Below are 15,687 nucleotides of genomic sequence, written 5' to 3'. Positions count from 1 at the left end.
AAAATCCTCCTGCCGCGGACACGCGGCGGGGGAGGCGATCAAAATGCAAAGCTGCCCCTGCCGTGCCCGTCACCGTCGTGAGTGCCCCGATGCGCGGTCACCCAGGGGAGTCGGCTTGCTGCCGGGGTGACACGCAAGCGGACGTGTCCGGAATCCGTCTTCATTCTACCGGGTCCGGAGCCCGTTAGTAGCAAGGAACGCGCCTGTGATGCCCGCTAGCTCGTTTTGCCCCCAGTCCAGCATCCCCCCTCCGGAAAGGGGCCTTATCGCGTCTGCGGCTTTCTGATCGCCCCTGGCGCCTAACCGCGGGTCCTGTCCATAGCGGCGCTGAGCGCCAGCTGTGGACAGCCGCTGGACGTGGCTATCCATAGGTGTCGCGCGGGCCCCGGCTTCCGGTCACCCTCAACCCGCCCGACGGTCTCGGCGCGTTCTGCGGGCCTCTGACCTTGACTTTCGTGACGGTGCCGTCGCCGAGCTCCTCGTTCAGCCGGCGTACGAGGGTGCGCGCGAGCAGCCGCACCTGCGTCGCCCACGCCGTCGAGTCGGCCACGATCAGCACCTCGCCGTCCTCGAACGACTCGGGTTTGGTGTGGGCGGCCAGGTCAGGGCCGACGATGTCGATCCAGCGCCCGAACACCCCGCCCACCGCCGCCGAACGCTCCCAGCCGCGGTCGGCCAGGAGGTCGGCGATGGCACGTCCGAAAAGTTGTGGATCGCCGCTATCCCTGCGCGGCCCCGCCGCCTTGCGCCTGGGCTCGCGCCGGGGGAGCTGGCCGCGTTTGGCCGCGTCGGCCTTGGCCTGGGCGAGCTTCTCCCTGGCCATCGCGGCGCCCCTGGCCGTGGGATTGTCGTCAACGGACACGGGTCACGCTCCCTTCTTCGACGTCGAACCTGGCGCCCACCAGCTCCGGAGGGACGTCCGCCGGCACGGCCGCGGTGATGAGCACCTGCTCGGCGGGGGCGACGATCTCGGCGAGCCGGCGCCGGCGCTGGCTGTCGAGCTCGGCGAACACATCGTCGAGGATCAGCACCGGGTCGCCGCCGTCGGCCCGCAGCAGGTCGTACGCCGCCAGCCGCAGCGCCAGCGCGAACGACCAGGACTCACCATGGCTGGCATAGCCGCGGGCGGGCAGGTCGCCGAGGCCGAGTATCAGGTCGTCGCGGTGCGGGCCGACGAGCGTGACGCCTCGCTCCAGCTCCGCGGAGCGGACCTCCAATAGCCGCTCCCGCAGCCGTTCTTCAAGGGTTTTCCCCAAGTCTGTGGATAACGTCTGTGTATCGAAAGATCCCCGCTCACCGGGGACTTCGCCGTCCCGGCCGCCCTCATCCGTATCCCCACCTGTGGACAACGTGCTGCGGTAGGCCAGGGTCGCGGGCGCGCTGTTCGGGGCGAGCGCGGCGTACGCGCCGGCCACCAGCGGGCGCAGCGCCTCGATGAGCTCCAGCCGCGCGCGCAGCAGCTCCGCGCCGTGCCTGGCGAGGTGGGCGTCCCACACCTCCAGGGTGCTCAGCACGTCGCCCGCGCCCGCCGCAGTGAACGCGCTGTCGCTCTCGGCCCGTCTGGCGCTCCTGCTGCCTCTGCGGGCCTGCGCGGCCGTACGGAGCAGCGCGCCGCGCTGCTTGAGCACGCGGTCGTAGTCGGCGCGGACGCCGGCGAACCTGGGCGCCCTGGCCACCAGCAGGTCGTCGAGGAAGCGGCGGCGCTCGGCCGGGTCGCCCTTGGACAGCGACAGGTCCTCGGGGGCGAACAGCACCGTACGCAGCAGCCCGATGACGTCACGCGCCCTCGAGACGGGGGAGCGGTTGAGCCTGGCCCGGTTGGCCCGTCCGGGGTTGATCTCCAGCTCGACCAGCGCCCGCCGCTCGTCCCTGTGGACGGCGCAGCGCACGATCGCCCGGGTGGCGCCCCTGCGCACGAGCGGCGCGTCGCTCGACACCCGGTGGCTGGAATGCGTCGCGACATAGCCGAGGGCCTCGACCAGGTTGGTCTTGCCCTGGCCGTTGGGCCCCACGAACGCCGTGACGCCCGGCTCCAGGCCGAGCTCCACGGACGCGTAGGACCTGAAGTCGGTCAGCGAGAGGTGGGCGACATGCACCCCACGAGGTTAGTGCGCCTCAGGGATCGCTGTGGTCACCGACGCTCGGTCTCGCGCGGCGGCACCACGTCGGCGCCCGGCGAGTCGGCGCCCTTGCCGGTGCTGCCCTCCGTCGAGGTGATCGCGTGGCCGCCGAACTGGTTGCGCAGCGCCGCGACCACCTTCATCGCCGGCGAGTCGTCCTGCCGCGAGGCGAACCGGGCGTACAGCGCGGCGGTGATGACCGGCAGCGGGACCGCGTGGTCCACAGCCGCCTGCACCGTCCACCGGCCCTCCCCGGAGTCCTGTGCATAACCGCGGAGCTGGTCGAGGTGCTCGTCGTCGTCGAGCGCCCGCACCAGCAGGTCGAGCAGCCAGGAGCGGATCACGGTGCCGGTGCGCCAGCTCTTGAAGGAGCCCTTGACGTCCTTGACGATGTCGGAGGCCTCCAGCAGCTCCCAGCCCTCCGCGAACGCCTGCATCATGCCGTATTCGATGCCGTTGTGGACCATCTTCGCGAAGTGCCCGGCGCCGACGTCGCCCGCGTGGACGAAGCCGTCCTCGCCCTCGGGCTTGAGCGTCTCGAAGATCGGCATCAGCCGCTCGACGCCGGCCTTGTCGCCGCCGCACATGAGCGCGTAACCGTTCTGGAGCCCCCACACGCCGCCGCTGACGCCGCAGTCGACGAAGCCGATGCCCTTCTCCGCCAGCTCGGCGGCGTGCTTCTGGTCATCCACATAGTGGGAGTTTCCGCCGTCGACGACGATGTCGCCCGCGTCGAGCAGTTCGCCGAGATCGTCGATCGTGGACTGGGTGGGCTTGCCTGCGGGGACCATGACCCAGACCGCGCGCGGCGCCTGCAGGCGCTCGACGAGCTCCTTCAGGCTGGACACGTCGCTGATCGCCGGATCGCGGTCGTAGCCGATGACGTCGTGGCCGCCGCGGCGCAGGCGCTCGGCCATGTTGCCGCCCATCTTGCCCAGTCCGACCATGCCGATCTGCATGATGTCTACCCCCTTGTCAGACTTCCATCATCCCCGATGACAGGATCAGCCTGACAGGCGGATGGGCATGATCAGGTAACGGTAGTCCGTAGCGGCTCCGTCCTCCACAGGCTTGCCACCGGTGAGGATAGCGGGCTTCGTCGATGTGGTCATCTGGAGCCGCGCGATGTCGGAGTCGATGGCGCCGAGACCCTCCAGCAGGAACTGGTGGTTGAAGGCGATGTTCATCTCCTCGCCCTCGTAGTCGACCGGGAGCGCCTCGACGGCCTGCGCCTCGTCGCCGCTGCCGGCCTCCAGCACGACCTCGCCGCTCTTGAACGCCAGCCGCACCGGGGTGTTGCGCTCGGCGACCAGGGCCACCCGCTTGACGGCCTCGACGAACGGGCCTGTGGACAAGTCCGCGCGCGCGGAGAACTCCGTGGGCAGCAGCGAGCGGTACTTGGGGAACTCGGGGTCGAGCAGCCGCGTCGTGGTCCGCCGCCCGGCGCTGGAGAAGCCGATCATGCCCTCGCCGGTGCCGCCCGCGGAGCTGAGCGCGATCTCGACCTCCGCGCCGGTCGTGCCGAGCGCCTTGGCCGTGTCGGCCAGGGTCTTGCCGGGGATCATCGCGATCGCGGAGAAGTCGGGCTGGCCCGGCTGCCACTTCAGCTCGCGTACGGCGAGGCGGTAGCGGTCGGTCGCGGCGAGGGTCACCGTGTCGCCCTCGATCTCCATCCGCACGCCGGTGAGCATCGGCAGCGTGTCGTCCCTGCCCGCGGCGACGGCGACCTGGGCGACGGCGGAGGCGAACACGTCGCTGCCCACCCGGCCGGCGGCCGGCGGCATGGCCGGGAGGGACGGGTAGTCCTCCACAGGCATGGTGAGGAGTGTGAATCGAGCGCTGCCGCAGGTGACGACCGCCTTGGCGCCATCCACCACGAAGTCCACAGGCTGTGCAGGAAGAGCGCGGGTGATCTCGGCGAGCAGCTTGCCGGAGACCAGAACGACGCCGGGCTCACCGGTCTGGAGCTCGAGCGTCACCTCGGCGGAGACCTCGTAGTCGAAGCCGGACAGCTTCAGCTGCTGCTCTTCGGTGACCTCCAGACGCATGCCGGCGAGAACGGGCACCGACGGGCGCGCCGGGAGGCTGCGTGCCGTCCATGCCACCGCCTCAGCGAGGACGTCTCGCTCGATTCGGAACATCACGGTGATCAGCCTCCTGGGTTCGTCGTTGATTCAAGTCTTCACTCTCCCGCACCTGAGCTCCGGGAGGACCCTCTATGGGTCTTTGAGTTTCTTAGTTAGAGATAGAAGAGGTCATCACACTAGGGGCTGTGGAAACTGGGGACAACCGGTGTTCCGGCTGGTCAGCGGCCCTGTTTTCATCCACTGGGGTTGTGGGTGACGCCTGGGGAGAACTCGCGCTCCTGGGGATGACGAGTTTTCACACACAGGCCGTCCCCAGATCTTGGTGCCTTCATCCACTGGCATCGGCCGGTTATCCACGAGGTTTCCACAGGTTGTCCACGGGGTAAAACGGACACCCCTGGAGTCCCAGATCGCCTGTTCACAGGCCGTCCACACGTTATCCACGAGTAGTCCCCAGGTTCTCCCCAGGGTGTCCCCAGAGTTGTCCCCAGGGCCTGTGGGGGATTTTTTCGGGCATTGTGTGGCGAAGGGCCGGCGGGATTTGGTGTTTTCGCAGATCCACAGTGTTTTCCACAGGCTGTGCATGACGCTCAGGCCCCGCGGGATGTCCGCTTGATACGCAAAGTCAGCTCGTTGACCTGGTTGTACATCGACCTGCGCTCGGCGATGAGCGAGCGGATCTTCCGCTCCGCGTGCATGACCGTGGTGTGGTCGCGGCCGAACTGCTGGCCGATTTTGGGCAGCGACAACTCGGTCAGCTCGCGCGCCAGATACATGGCGATCTGCCGGGCGGTGACGAGCGCCCGGCTGCGCGAGGTACCGCACAGGTCCTCGATGCTGATGCCGAAGTATTGGGCGGTCTCAGTCATGATCGCGGCGATGGTGATCTCGGTGTCGGACTCCGTGGTGATCAGGTCCTTGAGCACCACCTCCGCGAGCTGCAGGTCCACACCCTGCCTGTTGAGGCTGGCGAACGCGGTGACCCTGATCAGGGCGCCCTCGAGCTCGCGGATGTTGGTGGAGATGCGGCTGGCGATGTACTCCAGCACCTCGGGCGGCGCGGCGAGGCCCTCCTGGATGGCCTTCTTCCTGAGGATCGCGATCCGGGTCTCCAGCTCGGGCGGCTGCACATCCGTGATCAGGCCCCACTCGAACCGGTTGCGCAGCCGGTCCTCCAGCGTGGTCAGCTGCTTGGGCGCACGGTCGCTGGAGATGACGATCTGCTTGTTGGCGTTGTGGAGCGTGTTGAAGGTGTGGAAGAACTCCTCCTGCGTCTGCTCCTTGCCCTCAAGGAACTGGATGTCGTCCACAAGCAGGATGTCGATCGCCCGGTAGCGCCCGCGGAAGCCGTCGGCCTTGTGGTCGCGGATGCTGTTGATGAAGTCGTTGGTGAACTCCTCGGAGCTCACGTACCTGACCCGCGCACCGTCGTACAGGCTCTGTGCATAGTGCCCGATCGCGTGCAGCAGGTGCGTCTTCCCCAGCCCCGAGTCGCCGTAAATGAAGAGCGGGTTGTACGCCTTCGCGGGGGATTCGGCCACCGCCACGGCCGCCGCATGAGCGAACCTGTTGCTGGCACCGATGACGAATGTCTCGAATGTGTACTTCTGATTGAGCCTGGCCGGTTCGCTGGGCTTAGTGCTCTTCGCCTCCCACCGGTTCGGCGCCGGCTCCGGCTCTTTCTCCACAGGCGGTGTGTACGGCTGCGCCTGTTCAAAAGAGAAGCCTGGCTGTGGATATTCGGTGGATATCTGGGGCGGCTCAGGCTGTGGAGAATAGAACTGTGGAGGCTCGGAGGCCTGCTGGTGCTGGGGTTGCGGAGGCTGTGGGTAACGCGGCTGGCTCTCCACATTCTGGGGATAACTCTGAGTCACAGGCTGTTGATGAGCGTCGTGCGGCGGCTGCTCGGGCGCCGTGGTGTCGATCATCACGGCCAGCCGCATGTTCTGGCCGAGCTCCTGTGACAGCGCGTGCGCCACGAGCGGGCGCAGCTTGCCCTCGATGAGGTCCTTGAGGAAGTCGTTGGGGACGCCGAGCACGATGGTGTCGTTGGCCCGCGCGATCGGGCGGACCATGGACAGCCACGTGCGCTGCTGGATCGGCACGTTCTCGTTGAGGAAGTTGCTCAGGGCCCTCGCCCATACCGTGCCGAGGTCGACACCGTTCATGGTGCGGTTCCCCCTCCTCCCTCTCGCGGCCCCCCGCGATCGTTATCCACATGCGCGGCCGCCCACTGTGATCGGCGACCCCTTCGTCCACAGCGTGGAGGCGGGGCTTCGTGCCCAGGTCCTCCACAGGAGATCCACAAGTTGTGCACAGCCTTTGGGCGGGTCCGGAAGGGCCGACAGTATCTATGTGCACAGCTGTGTTCAAGCGTTGTCCACAGCCTAGTGGTACCTGGGTGCACATACTGTGGACGCCAGTCTGGCAGTGGAAAAGTGGCCTGTGGAAAGGTGGATAACCCGTTCAGTTTGACCTGGACGGTGCTTCCCCCGTAACGTACGACGGTCGGCTTGTCACGCGACGGCTATTTCGCGTGCCCTCGCTTCCCTGGCAGGCCATCCATGTGTGTATAAGCGTCCTTGCGGCGCACCATCAAGCCTGGAGCCCACCCGTGAGCAAGCGTACTTTCCAGCCGAACAACCGTCGCCGCGCGAAGACCCACGGCTTCCGGCTGCGGATGCGCACCCGGGCCGGTCGCGCCATCCTCGCCGCCCGTCGCCGCAAGGGCCGCGAGAAGCTGTCGGCCTGACCGTCCCGCGCCCGATAGTTGGCCCGCCGGCGGATCTCGCCGGCGGGCGTTAGGCGTATACAGTGCTGTCCCATCAATCCCGCATGCGGCGCGGGGAGGAGTTCAACGCGGCGGTCAGGCGCGGCAAGCGCGCTGGTCGCCCGACTCTGGTAGTGCATTTTGCCATTTCGGGGGAAGAGTCCCCTCGGGTGGGTTTCGTAGTAAGCAAGGCCGTCGGTGGCGCCGTGACCCGGAACACGGTCAAGCGACGGCTCCGACACCTGATGCGGGACCGTCTCGACCGGCTGCCGCGAGGTAGCCTGCTGGTGGTACGCGCCAATCCACCGGCCGCGTCCGCGCGATTCGAGCACCTGGCCGCCGAGCTTGATTCCGCGCTGGAACGTTTGCTCAGGCGGCGCGAGTCCTCGACGGGTGGACAGAAATGACGGAGCAGCCGCAAGGGGTGACGCCGAGCTTCGCCGCTCGGGCGCTGATCATCCCGATCCGGTTCTACCGGGCGTTCATCAGCCCGATGCTCGGTCCACGCTGCCGCTTCTACCCGTCGTGCAGTGCGTATGGACTCGAGGCGATCGCCACGCACGGAGCATTGCGCGGCACATGGCTGACTGTCCGGCGCATCGGGCGGTGCCACCCATTCCATCCCGGAGGTATAGACCCGGTGCCCCCACGCCCGGTCCGGTCCCACGAAACGCAAGGGAGATAGCTCGGTGGAGCTGTCCTGGCTGAGCTGGCTATATGAAGCCGTAGCCCATGTCATCATTTGGATCCACACTGGGTACAGCACGATCCTCGACCCGGACAGCGGGCTGACCTGGGCGTTGACGATCATCACGCTGACTGTCTGCATGAGGATCCTGATCTTCCCGCTCTTCCTGAAGCAGATGCGCTCGTCGCGGAAGATGCAGGAGCTCGCCCCCAAGGTGCAGGAGCTGCGCAAGCGCTACAAGAACGACAAGCAGCGCATGAACCAGGAGGTCATGGCGCTCTACCAGGGAGCCGGGGCCAACCCGCTCGGTGGCTGCCTGCCTGTCGTCGCCCAGTTCCCCATCTTCATCTCCATGTTCACGGTGCTGCAGAACATGGCGAACGGTCACGCGAAGTACGGCATGACGCAGGAACTGGTCGACAGTGCCAGGGCGGCCCACATCTTCGGCGCGCCGCTGCCCGCGAGCTTCTTCATGTCCGAGGCGCAGATCGCCGGCTTCGACGCCACGGTCGTACAGACCAAGGTCGTGCTCGCCATCTTCGTGGCGATCAGCTCGCTGACCACGTTCCTCACCGTCCGGCAGAGCGTCACCCGCTCCATGGCCCAGATGCCGGACAACCCGATGGCGCAGCAGCAGAAGATCCTGATGTACATCTCGCCGCTGTTCGCCTTCTTCAGCCTGAACTTCCCGCTCGGTCTGATCCTGTACTGGGTCACCACCAACGTGTGGACGCTCGGCCAGCAGCACTGGTTCTACAGCCGGCACCCGATGCCGGAGTTCGACGCCAAGGGCAACGCGATCCCCGTGCAGAGCAAGCCGGGCCTGATCGCCAAGCTGCGCAAGACCACGCCGGAAGAGCAGGCGCCTCCGCCCCCGCCTGAGCCTAAGATCATTAGGCAGCAGCCAAGCCGCCAGTCCCGCAGCAAGCGCACCGGCAGCAAGAAGTCTTGAACATGAAGGAGAGGTCGGCCATGACCGAGGCCGAGCAGGAGAAGACTCCTGATCTCAGCGCGCTGGAGCAGGAAGGCGAGATCGCTGCCGACTACGTCGAGGGCCTTCTCGACATCGCCGACATCGACGGCGACATCGACATGGACGTCGAGGGGGACCGCGCTCTGGTCTCCGTCGTGGGTCTCAAGGGCAACGAGCTCGTCGGCCCCGGGGGAGAGGTCCTGGAGGCGCTGCAGGAGCTGACCCGCCTGGCCGTGCACCGGCAGACCGGCGAGCGCTCCAGGCTGATGCTCGACGTCGGCGGCTATCGGGAGCGTCGCAGGGCCGAGCTGAGCAAGCTCGGCACCGAGGTCGCCAACCAGGTCAAGGACCGTGGGGAGCCGAAGTCGCTGCAGCCGATGACGCCCTTCGAGCGCAAGATCGTCCACGACGCGGTGGCGGCCGCCGGGCTCCGCAGCGAGTCCGAGGGCGAGGAGCCGCATCGCTACGTGGTGGTCCTGCCCGCCTGAGGAGTGTTACGCCATCCGATCCGGCCGTCTGCCCGCTTGTGCGCGAGGTGGACGGCCGTTTCGCTTTTGTAATCTTTTATCCCTGTACGTCCACCGCAACGCGCATATATGCGCTTGTTGGCGTTTTCCGGCTCAGCCGGGTCGTACCGATAACGGCGTGCTCAAAGGTCGCCTTCAGACCGGCCCGCTAGTCTTCCACTGTGATCTCACCTCTAGCCTTGAGTAGAGAGCACCCGCAATAGATCAACGCCGGACTGTCGCCCGCCCATCAGGGCGGATCAGTCCTAGAAAGGGCCACTGACCAGTGAGCGATGAGCTTCCGGCGCCGCCGGACATAGCGCGGGACGTCTTCGCCGGGGAGGCTTGGGACCGCGCGAAGGCGTTCGCCGAGCTGCTGGCTGGGCCCGGCGTGGTCCGCGGGCTGCTGGGCCCGCGTGAGGTGCCCAGGATCTGGGATCGCCACCTGCTCAACTGCGCGGTCGTGGCCGAGGTCGTGCCCCCGGAGGTGCGCCTGGTGGACATCGGGTCCGGCGCCGGGTTGCCCGGGCTCGTGCTGGCGATCGTCCGCCAGGACATCACGGTCACGCTCCTCGAGCCGCTGCTCCGCCGTACCGTGTTCCTGGAGGAGTGCGTCCAGACGCTCAAGCTCGACAACGTCGAGGTGCTGCGCGGGCGGGCGGAGGAGCTGGCGGGCAAGCGCGAGTTCGACGTCGCCAGCGCACGTGCGGTGGCGCCGCTCGACCGCCTCCTGAAGTGGGCCATGCCGCTGCTCCGCGAGGGCGGCGAGCTGATCGCCATGAAGGGGGAGCGCGCCGCCGAGGAGCTCGCCGAGGCGGAGGCCCAACTGCGGGCCATCGGAGTGCGATCGGCCGAGCTCGTGACCGTCGGGCGCGGTAAGGTCGAGCCGCCTGCAACACTGGTTCGGGTGGTAGCGGGTCGCGCGCCGGAGCGAGCCAGGCGGCGACGAAGGAGGTGACGGTCGTGCCAGTCGCGTCAAGCGGTCTTGGCTGGCCGGACAGCCGTCCGTCCGAGAGTCCAAGCGGGGTTGGCTGGCCCGAAAAGGGCGTGTCGCGACAGCCAATTCCCGGCACCGGCACACCACTGGTTGAAAGGATGGCCATCGTGACCCAGACCCCCCTGAACCCCGGTGATTCGCCGTTGGTACGAGAGGCGCTCAGCTCAGTGGTTTCACGTGAAACATCTGCAACCCAGACCGCTGCCCCCAGCGACGGGGACGGCACGTGGCCGCGCCCCCCCAAGACCAGGGTGATCGCGGTGGCCAACCAGAAGGGCGGCGTGGGCAAGACCACCACGTCGGTGAACATCGCCGCCGCCCTGTCCATGAACGGCCAACGCGTGCTCGTCGTCGACCTCGACCCACAGGGAAACGCCTCCACGGCGCTGGCCACGGAGCATCGGGGCGACGTGCCGGACGTCTATCAGGTGCTCGTCGATGACCTTCCGATGGCGGACATCGTCAAGCAGGTCCCCGACATGCCCAACCTCTATTGCGCACCGGCCACCATCGACCTGGCGGGCGCGGAGATCGAGCTGGTCTCCCTGGTGGCCCGGGAGGCTCGCCTCCGTCGCGCGCTGGCGGCGTACGACGCGGTCGAGCTGGACTACATCGTGATCGACTGCCCGCCGTCGCTGGGCCTGCTGACGGTGAACGCGCTGGTGGCGGCGGACGAGGTCATGATCCCCATCCAGTGCGAGTACTACGCCCTGGAGGGCCTCGGGCAGCTCCTCAGGAACGTGGACCTGATCCGGGCCCACCTGAACCCGACGCTGAAGCTCTCGACCATCGTCCTGACGATGTACGACGGGCGCACCCGTCTGGCCTCGCAGGTGGCGGACGAGGTTCGGGCGCACTTCGGCGACACGGTCCTCAACACGGTGATCCCGCGCAGCGTCCGCCTGTCCGAGGCGCCCAGCTACGGGCAGTCGGTGATGACGTACGACCCGGGGTCCAGTGGCGCGATGGCGTACATGGACGCGGCCCGCGAGATCGCCCACCGCACCACCGTGTCCTGATCGGGCCTCTTCGGCCTTCGACTCGAATCCGGGCGGAAAGGGAACGCACCGCCCGTCCCGGTCCGCTCCTCAGCGCCACCCCGCCTGCCGTCACGGATGTTATATGCATGCCGTTGCGGGGCCTCAGGTGTGTCCTTCTGTCGTTGCTGCGGCCGCGCGTGTGCGCGCAAGAGTCCCGTAGCGCGCGCCTGACGAGACGCCTCCGCCAACGACCGGACTGTCACTGCGAAGACGGGGAACCGAGTTGCGCGGCGATGTCTTGGCGGCGCCGGCACCCATACCAAGAGCACGGCACAGCGAGACGGCGGTCCTGTGAGGCGGCGGTCCTGTGAAGTGGTGGCTTGCCCGTGAGACGCGGCCCTGTGAAGTGGTGGCCTGCCCGTGAGATGGCGGGGGTAGGCGGTCGTTGAGTTGGTTTGCGGCAGTGTCGGCGTAAATACCGCGGGTCGGTGTGTGGCGAGGGGGCACCGTGCGGGGCGTGCAACGGTAACCTCTCCTGGAGTGACCGGAATCGACCGGGTGGATGAGGAGACGCAGTGAGTCAGCAGCGGCGGGGATTGGGCAAGGGACTCGGGGCGCTCATTCCGACCGGTCCTATCGTTGACGGTTCGGGGACGGTGCCCGCCCCGTCGAACGGTTCAACGGGGGAGACGGGCCCGAGGCCGATCGCCGGAGCGTACTTCAAGGAAGTCGCGCTGGACGCGATCGTCCCCAACCCGCGCCAGCCGCGTGAGGTCTTTGACGAGGAGCGCCTTGAGGAGCTGGCGGCGTCCATCCGGGAGGTCGGTCTGCTGCAGCCGATCGTGGTTCGGCCCGTCGGAGGCGGTCAGTATGAGTTGATCATGGGGGAGCGGCGCTGGCGAGCGTGCCAGCAGGTCGGGTTGGATGCGGTTCCGGCGATCGTCCGCAACACCCAGGACACCGATCTTCTCCGGGACGCGCTCATTGAGAACCTTCAGCGTGAGCAGCTGAACGCTCTCGAAGAGGCCGCGGCCTATCAGCAACTCCTCGACGACTTCCAGGCGACGCACGAGCAGCTGGCCCAGAAGGTCGGCCGCTCCCGCTCTCACATCACCAACACCCTCCGGCTCCTGAACCTCCCGCCCGAAGTTCAGCGCACGGTGGCCGCCGGCGTCATCAGCGCGGGTCACGCCCGAGCCCTCCTCGGCCTCAACAGTCCCGAGGAGCAGATGCAGCTGGCCAAGCGCATCGTGGCGGAGCTCCTCTCGGTCCGGGCGGTGGAGGAGATCGTGGCCATGGGGAGCGCCAAGGCGGCCACGAAGCCCGCCCGCGAGCGTCAGGCGGCCAAGCCCACGGCCCCCGGCCTGACCCACCTCGCCGACCGCCTCTCGGATCACTTCGAGACCAAGGTGAAGGTGGACTTGGGGCGGCGCAAGGGGCGCATCGTCGTCGAGTTCGCCACGATCGACGACCTTGAGCGCATCATCGGCACCATGGCGCCGGAAGCTGTCCGCGCGATGCGAGAAGCCGAAGACTGACCTCTGTTTCACGTGAAACCGACGCCGCCGAGACTCGGACCTTATGTTTCACGTGAAACTGCGTGAGATCGAGCGCCCGGCCAGCCCCATCCTTGGGGCGATGTTTCACGTGAAACGCGGGGCGCTTCGACTGGTTCTGCTTCTGAGGGCGGTCGCCGAGTGCGAGGCGCCTGTCGTCCGTGCTTGTGGTTTCACGCGAAACCTACGATCACTGGCCCAGTGGCGGGGGATCTGACGGCAGCATCGTGACCCGTCTCGGGCCGCTGTTTCACGTGAAACAGCGGCCGCTGTGGCTACGCGGCAGCGGCCTTGTGGATGTCGTCCAGGAAGTCGTCTACGTGCTCTGGGGTCGTGTCGAAGGCGGTCATCCACCGGACGACTGCCGCGGGCTCGTCCCAGTAGTGGAAGAGATAGCGGCTCCGGAGGGCCTCCACGACGGCCGGTGGGACAGTGGCGAAGACGGCGTTGGATTGGACCGGGTAGGTCAGGGAGACGCCGGGCACCTCGGCTATGCCGTCCGCCAGGCGGTTGGCCATCTTGTTGGCGTGGGAGGCGTTCTCGCGCCACAGCTCGTCCGTCAGTAGCGCCGAAAGCTGGGCCGATACGAAACGCATCTTCGAGGCGAGTTGAAGTGACTGGCGGCGGAGGTAGGGGATGCCCGGGGTGAGTGAGGGGTCGAGGATGACCACCGCCTCCGCGGCCAGGGCGCCGTTCTTGGTGCCGCCGAAGCTGAACACGTCCACACCTGCGTCCGTCGTGATGGTCCTCAGATCGCAGTCGAGGTGGGCGGCGGCGTTGGCGAGCCTGGCGCCGTCCACGTGGAGGCGTAGACCCGCCGCGTGTACGGTCTCCGCGAGGGCGGCGATTTCGTCGGGGGAGTAGCAGGTGCCGAGCTCGGTGGCTTGGGAGATGGAGACGACCGAGGGCTGGGGTTCGTGCGGATTGCCGACCACGCCCAGCCGGGACTCGATGTCTTCGGGGCGGAGCTTGCCGTGCTCGGTGGGGATCGTCACCAGCTTGACACCGAGCAGGCGCTCCGCCGCTCCCGCTTCATGGGTGGCGATGTGGGCGCTGTCGGCACAGAAAATGGAGTTGTAGCGGCCGAGTACCAAGGACAGCCCGACCATGTTGGCGCCTGCTCCGTTGAGCACCGCGAACCCCGCAGCGCCCGAGCCGAACACCTCCTTGATCCTGTCTTCGAATGCCGAGGTCCAACGGTCGTCACCGTAGGCGGGTGCGTCCCCGTGGTTGGCCGCGGCTATGGCTTCCAGAACGGTCGGGTGCACGCCCGCGTGATTGTCGCTGGCAAAGCTCTTGTGGTACATCGAATCGATCGGCACACGGTAAGGCTACTTACTCGCTCCCGACCGGAGTTCTGCACGGTTGTCGTCTGGTGGCGGGGAGGGTGAGGGGCACGGATTGGGCGTGCCGCACCGGTGCCGCGCCTTGCCCCGGCGCCGTCGGGCGATGTGGTGCCGAGCGGGTCGGTGGACGTGATGGGCTGAGCGTCTGAAGGGGAGGGGCACTTGGCGCCTCAGGTGCCGGCGGCGCCCCGCGGCGGCTTTCCGGAGCGAGGCGTCGACAGCTCGGTGCTGCGTCGCCCGTCTCCCCGGTGGCGCCGTGTCGGCCGTCTGCTGTGTGGTCCATGCAGAGCGTCTGCCGTGTGCCGTCGCGTGGTGCCGTGCAGGGCGTCGTCTGCTTCATGTGTCGTGGCGCGAGGCTTGAGGTGCTGTGGCGGGCGCCGTCCTTGAGGCGGTGACCCCGCCTCGCAGCACGGCACCAGCGAGCCGGAGAGAGGGGGCTAAGCCTGGGCGCGGGATGCCGCGTTCTGGAGGAGGGTGCGGCAGAGGTCGCCCAGGTCTTGACCGGCGGCCTCGGCGGCCATCGGCAGGAGGGACGTCTCCGTCATCCCCGGGGCCACGTTGACCTCCAGGAAATGCGGGGTGCCCGCCGCGTCCACGATCAGATCCGTACGGGAGATGTCGCGGAGACCGAGCGCCGTGTGGGCGGTCACCGCCGTCTCCGCGCACGCCGCGGCTGCCTGGGCGGACAGGCGGGCGGGAGCGAAGAACTCCGTGTGCCCGGCCGTGTAGCGGGCCGCGTAGTCGTAGACGCCCTCGTCCGGGACGATCTCGACGGCGGGCAGGGCCACCGGGCCGTTGCCCAGATCCACGACGGAGACCGCCACCTCGACGCCCTCCACGTAACGCTCGATCAGCGCCGTGTCGCCGTACGCGAAGCAGCCGACCATCGCGGCGGGCAGCTCCTCCGCCGTGCGCACGATGGAGGCGCCCAGCGCCGACCCGCCACGGGCGGGCTTGACGAACAGGGGGAGGCCGAGTCGCTCCACGATGCGGCCCAGCACCGCCGTGGCGCCGAGGTCGTGGAAGGTCTCCTTCGGCAGCGTGACCGACTCCGGCGTCCGCAGGCCGACGGAGCGCACGACGGCCTTGGCGGTGGGCTTGTCGAACGCCACCCGGCACGCGTCCGGGTCGGCGCCCACGTAGGGGACGTTGAGCAACTCGAGGACGGAACGGATGGCGCCGTCCTCGCCCGCACCACCATGGAGGGTCACGAACACCGCATCGGGCGGGTCCGCGAGGATGGACGGCACGAGGGAGGCGTCGGTGTCGCGGGCCTCCACATCGACGCCCGCCGCACGCAGCACCTCGCTGACTCGGCGACCGGAGCGAAGGGACACCTCTCGCTCATAGGAGAGACCTCCGGCCAGCACGAGCACGTGGCCCAGATCGCTCATCACTTCTCCTCCGCTGATCGCACGCGCCGCTGTCCAACCGTACCGCCATGGCGTCGTCGCCAGGCACGGAGCCAACGCCTGGCGCGTCTGACTGATGGCATGCGGCGGCGCGATGCCCGAAGGGGGCGGGGCCGCCGTGGTGCCGGCCCCGCCCGAGAAAGAAACCAGGAAAGGACTAGGCCCAAGACCACTTAGTTAGCGATTTCGTGGTGTCGTCAAATCGGCGGAAACAGCAACAGAGCCCCTGCTAGAACAGTGTCGACCAAGATC

15 protein-coding genes are annotated in these 15,687 nt (G+C 67.8%); 8 read left to right on the top strand and 7 right to left on the bottom strand.

Annotated features, from left to right (window positions below; genetic code table 11):
• Nucleotides 1-361 precede the first annotated feature (361 nt).
• The 5 genes from ACIBVN_RS45775 to dnaA form a co-directional block, all read right to left on the bottom strand.
• The gene (locus ACIBVN_RS45775; RefSeq protein WP_397146578.1) at nucleotides 362-862 is read right to left on the bottom strand and encodes a DUF721 domain-containing protein; all 501 of its coding nucleotides are present in this window, start codon (nucleotides 860-862) and stop codon (nucleotides 362-364) included.
• Nucleotides 852-2,096 (bottom strand): DNA replication/repair protein RecF, encoded by a 1,245-nt coding sequence (recF, locus tag ACIBVN_RS45770; RefSeq protein WP_397146577.1) that lies wholly within the window; start codon nucleotides 2,094-2,096, stop codon nucleotides 852-854. The genes ACIBVN_RS45775 and recF overlap by 11 nt, the downstream gene beginning before the upstream one ends.
• Nucleotides 2,097-2,131: 35 nt before the next feature.
• The gene (gene gnd, locus ACIBVN_RS45765; protein ID WP_397146576.1) at nucleotides 2,132-3,079 is read right to left on the bottom strand and encodes a phosphogluconate dehydrogenase (NAD(+)-dependent, decarboxylating); all 948 of its coding nucleotides are present in this window, start codon (nucleotides 3,077-3,079) and stop codon (nucleotides 2,132-2,134) included.
• 45 nt (nucleotides 3,080-3,124) lie between these two features.
• A complete protein-coding gene (gene dnaN, locus ACIBVN_RS45760; RefSeq protein WP_397146575.1) occupies nucleotides 3,125-4,264 on the bottom strand; it encodes a DNA polymerase III subunit beta in 1,140 nt (379 codons plus the stop codon).
• 533 nt (nucleotides 4,265-4,797) lie between these two features.
• The gene (gene dnaA, locus ACIBVN_RS45755; protein WP_397146574.1) at nucleotides 4,798-6,375 is read right to left on the bottom strand and encodes a chromosomal replication initiator protein DnaA; all 1,578 of its coding nucleotides are present in this window, start codon (nucleotides 6,373-6,375) and stop codon (nucleotides 4,798-4,800) included.
• A 446-nt stretch (nucleotides 6,376-6,821) separates the two neighbouring features.
• Here dnaA and rpmH point away from each other — a divergent pair, with 446 nt between their 5' ends.
• The 8 genes from rpmH to ACIBVN_RS45715 all read left to right on the top strand — a co-directional run bounded on the left by rpmH (nucleotide 6,822) and on the right by ACIBVN_RS45715 (nucleotide 12,659).
• Complete coding sequence (gene rpmH / locus ACIBVN_RS45750) at nucleotides 6,822-6,959, top strand: 50S ribosomal protein L34 (RefSeq protein ID WP_043614899.1); 138 nt, start codon at nucleotides 6,822-6,824, stop codon at nucleotides 6,957-6,959.
• A 62-nt stretch (nucleotides 6,960-7,021) separates the two neighbouring features.
• Nucleotides 7,022-7,384: a ribonuclease P protein component gene (gene rnpA / locus ACIBVN_RS45745; protein WP_349447691.1), complete on the top strand. Its 363-nt coding sequence runs from the start codon at nucleotides 7,022-7,024 to the stop codon at nucleotides 7,382-7,384.
• On the top strand, nucleotides 7,381-7,662 hold the full coding sequence (gene yidD, locus ACIBVN_RS45740) for a membrane protein insertion efficiency factor YidD (RefSeq protein WP_349447690.1): 282 nt from the start codon (nucleotides 7,381-7,383) through the stop codon (nucleotides 7,660-7,662). The genes rnpA and yidD overlap by 4 nt, the downstream gene beginning before the upstream one ends.
• 4 nt (nucleotides 7,663-7,666) lie before the next feature.
• A complete protein-coding gene (gene yidC, locus ACIBVN_RS45735) occupies nucleotides 7,667-8,617 on the top strand; it encodes a membrane protein insertase YidC (RefSeq protein WP_397146573.1) in 951 nt (316 codons plus the stop codon).
• 20 nt (nucleotides 8,618-8,637) lie between these two features.
• The gene (locus ACIBVN_RS45730; RefSeq protein WP_397146723.1) at nucleotides 8,638-9,126 is read left to right on the top strand and encodes a protein jag; all 489 of its coding nucleotides are present in this window, start codon (nucleotides 8,638-8,640) and stop codon (nucleotides 9,124-9,126) included.
• Between the two features lie 304 nt (nucleotides 9,127-9,430).
• Entirely contained in the window at nucleotides 9,431-10,102 is a 672-nt protein-coding gene (gene rsmG / locus ACIBVN_RS45725) for a 16S rRNA (guanine(527)-N(7))-methyltransferase RsmG (protein WP_397146572.1), read from the top strand.
• Nucleotides 10,103-10,239: 137 nt separating this feature from the next.
• Nucleotides 10,240-11,160: a ParA family protein gene (locus ACIBVN_RS45720; RefSeq protein ID WP_397146571.1), complete on the top strand. Its 921-nt coding sequence runs from the start codon at nucleotides 10,240-10,242 to the stop codon at nucleotides 11,158-11,160.
• 536 nt (nucleotides 11,161-11,696) lie between these two features.
• Nucleotides 11,697-12,659 carry a ParB/RepB/Spo0J family partition protein gene (locus tag ACIBVN_RS45715; RefSeq protein WP_397146570.1) on the top strand — a complete coding sequence of 321 codons (963 nt, stop codon included), beginning with the start codon at nucleotides 11,697-11,699 and terminating at the stop codon, nucleotides 12,657-12,659.
• A gap of 293 nt (nucleotides 12,660-12,952) precedes the next feature.
• Here the strand turns inward: ACIBVN_RS45715 and ACIBVN_RS45710 are convergent, their stop codons facing one another.
• The gene (locus tag ACIBVN_RS45710) at nucleotides 12,953-13,999 is read right to left on the bottom strand and encodes a threonine aldolase family protein (protein ID WP_397146569.1); all 1,047 of its coding nucleotides are present in this window, start codon (nucleotides 13,997-13,999) and stop codon (nucleotides 12,953-12,955) included.
• A gap of 461 nt (nucleotides 14,000-14,460) precedes the next feature.
• Nucleotides 14,461-15,417: a D-alanine--D-alanine ligase gene (locus tag ACIBVN_RS45705; RefSeq protein ID WP_397146568.1), complete on the bottom strand. Its 957-nt coding sequence runs from the start codon at nucleotides 15,415-15,417 to the stop codon at nucleotides 14,461-14,463.
• Nucleotides 15,418-15,687 lie beyond the last annotated feature (270 nt).

Source organism: Nonomuraea sp. NPDC049400, assembly GCF_044466425.1.
Classification (GTDB): domain Bacteria; phylum Actinomycetota; class Actinomycetes; order Streptosporangiales; family Streptosporangiaceae; genus Nonomuraea.
This window is presented reverse-complemented; position numbering and strand designations above follow the sequence as displayed.

What these genes read in the sequence shown, in the direction of transcription:
- gnd (WP_397146576.1), bottom strand. Translation starts at nt 3,079, where the DNA reads ATGCAGATCGGCATGGTCGGACTGGGCAAGATGGGCGGCAACATGGCC.
- dnaA (WP_397146574.1), bottom strand. Translation starts at nt 6,375, where the DNA reads ATGAACGGTGTCGACCTCGGCACGGTATGGGCGAGGGCCCTGAGCAAC.
- yidD (WP_349447690.1), top strand. Translation starts at nt 7,381, where the DNA reads ATGACGGAGCAGCCGCAAGGGGTGACGCCGAGCTTCGCCGCTCGGGCG.
- ACIBVN_RS45730 (WP_397146723.1), top strand. Translation starts at nt 8,638, where the DNA reads ATGACCGAGGCCGAGCAGGAGAAGACTCCTGATCTCAGCGCGCTGGAG.
- ACIBVN_RS45720 (WP_397146571.1), top strand. Translation starts at nt 10,240, where the DNA reads ATGGCCATCGTGACCCAGACCCCCCTGAACCCCGGTGATTCGCCGTTG.
- ACIBVN_RS45705 (WP_397146568.1), bottom strand. Translation starts at nt 15,417, where the DNA reads ATGAGCGATCTGGGCCACGTGCTCGTGCTGGCCGGAGGTCTCTCCTAT.